The sequence below is a fragment of the Longimonas sp. genome (genome assembly GCF_040409695.1).
Classification (GTDB): domain Bacteria; phylum Bacteroidota; class Rhodothermia; order Rhodothermales; family Salinibacteraceae; genus Longimonas.
On record NZ_JARWGJ010000051.1, the window covers coordinates 1 to 2,540 of the forward strand.

Genomic DNA, 2,540 nt, shown 5'->3' on the forward strand with positions numbered 1-2,540 from the left:
GCATGTCACTTTCTACAACATGTCACCTTGAGCGGATGCCGGCTTCTGCCGGCAGAAGTCGAACGGTCTCCTACGGAGTTGCCGCTCCCTTCTCGCGATGACAATCTCGAAAGATCCCACACCTTGTCATTGCGAGGAGCGTAGCGACGCGGCAATCTCATGCGTCACTGTTCGAGGCGGCCCTCTCCTAACCGCCGGGGATGTGGGCGGTCCTCGTGCTCGAAAATGACGGCTCTACGAATGCTGAAGACCCCGGGTCAAGCCCGGGGTGACTTTGGTTTTGGAAGGTCAGGGCTGTAGAGGCATACGGGCACTTTCCAGAACAGCTTCACAACAGCAAGTCATCCCGGGCGCAGCGGAGCGGAGACCCGGGATCTTTACACGGCTCAGGACCACCCCGCCCTTCGGGCACCCCTCCTTTCCGGCTCCGCCGGTAGGAGGGGAGTTTGTGGGAGTGTAGTTCTGCAAAGGGTCGCGGAAGGAGCCGATCACGTCCCCCTCGGAGGAGGGAGATTTAGGAGGATGGAGCGCGACATGCCAATCTCATGCGTCGCTGTCCGTGGCGAGCTGCCACGATGGGAGGGAGAGATCGCACCCCAGGAGTACTCGTTCGCTACGCTCACAGCGCCGCGTCAGTCGCTGTGCTTCTTCCTCGCGATGACATGCTCGAAAGATTCCTCACCCTGTCATTGCGAGGAGCGAAGGGCGCTCACCACGATACTCCTCACGGCTTGTCATCTTGAGCGTAGCATCTGCGCCCAGCAGATGCGCCGTCGAAAGATCTCCGCCGTGCCCGGCACGCCCTGTCGCACGCCAGATACCTTTCGGCGCCCCGCTTAGAGCGACAGGGAAAGGTGCTCGAATCATCGTCGCTACCCGAGCACACCCAGCTCGGTCGCGACCTCTGTAAACGCGTCGATGGCGCGGTCGAGGTGGGTGCGGTCGTGGGCAGCGGACATCTGCACGCGGATGCGCGCTTCGCCCTTGGGCACCACCGGGTAGCTGAAGCTGATCACGTAGATGCCGCGCTCCAGCAGCGCATCGGCCATTTCGGCGCTGGGCTTCGCGTCGTAGAGCATAATCGGCACGATCGGGTGGTCGCCTGGCTTGATGTCGAACCCGCGCTCAGTCATCTCCTGGCGGAAGTAGCGCGTGTTCTCCCACAGCTGCTCGCGGCGCCTGGCACTGTCAGTGAGCATATCGAGCACCGTCAGGCTTGCGTTGGCGATCATCGGAGCCACCGCATTCGAGAAGAGGTACGGACGCGATTTCTGCCGCAGCAAGTCGATGATCGGCTGTTGTGCGGTCGTGAATCCGCCCGTAGCACCGCCCAGGGCTTTGCCCAACGTCGACGTGATGATGTCTACATCGTGAAGCGCGCCTTTCGCCTCCGAGGCCCCGCGTCCGCCGTCGCCCATGAACCCGGTGGCATGGCACTCATCCACCATGACAAGCGCATCGTACGCATCCGCCAGAGCACAGATTTCGTCGAGCTTCGCCACGTCGCCATCCATTGAAAAGACACCGTCGGTGGCAATCAGGCGGATGTTCGCATCCTGCGCATCCTGAAGCTGCGCCTCCAGGTCGTTCATGTCGCTGTGCTGGTAGACGTAGCGGTCGGCCTTGCAGAGCCGGATGCCGTCGATAATGGAGGCGTGGTTCAGTCGGTCGCTGATGATGGCGTCGTCTGGACCCAGGAGCGTTTCGAAGAGGCCCGTATTCGCATCGAAGCACGAGTTGTAGAGGATGGTGTCGTCCTTTTCGTGGAAGCGAGACAGCGCATCCTCCAGCTCCTTATGCACCGTCTGTGTGCCGCAGATAAACCGAACGCTCGCCACGCCAAAGCCATACTCGTCCACGCCGTCCTTAGCGGACTGCATGATGGCGGGGTGGTTGGCGAGTCCGAGGTAGTTGTTGGCACAGAAGTTAACCACATCGCCCGACGCCACAGAAATGTCGGCATCTTGCTGCGAGGTGATGACGCGCTCCTCTTTGTAGAGTCCGTCGTCTTTGATCTGTTGCAGTTCGGATTCGAAGGCGGAGAGGTCAGACATAGGGCTTGGGGTTACTTCAACAGGTAAGGGGGTGTAAGGTAGGCGTGCAGGGGGCCGTTCGCAAATGAAAGGTGTGCTATTGAAGGGGCGCTAAAATGGAGCAGCTTCAACGTCCAGGTCTCCAGCCGAGCAAAACCGCAGCACAAGTCATCTGGGCACAGCGGAGCGCAGACCCGGGGTCTTTGTGCCAGCTTAGGACCACCCCGCCCTTCGGGCCCCCTCCTTTCCGGCTAACGCCGGTGGGAGGAGAGTTTGGGGGAGTGTTGGTCTGCAAAAGGGGGTGTGGAAGGAGCCGATCAAGTCCCCCTCGGAGGAGGGGGATTTAGGAGGAGGGATCATGGCGCGCCAATCTCGTACGGTTCTGTTCGGGGTGGGCTGACATGATGGAACGCAAAGATCGCACCCCAGGAGTACTCGTTCGCTGCGCTCACAGCGCCCCGTCAGTCGCTGGCGCTCCTTCCTCGCGATGACAACCCCGGAAGATAC

General features: G+C 61.0%; 1 protein-coding gene. It reads right to left on the reverse strand.

Going from position 1 to position 2,540, the window contains the following annotated elements:
- Positions 1–872: 872 nt before the first annotated feature.
- Complete coding sequence (gene kbl / locus PPP56_RS02815) at positions 873–2,054, reverse strand: glycine C-acetyltransferase (RefSeq protein WP_353562515.1); 1,182 nt, start codon at positions 2,052–2,054, stop codon at positions 873–875.
- Positions 2,055–2,540 lie beyond the last annotated feature (486 nt).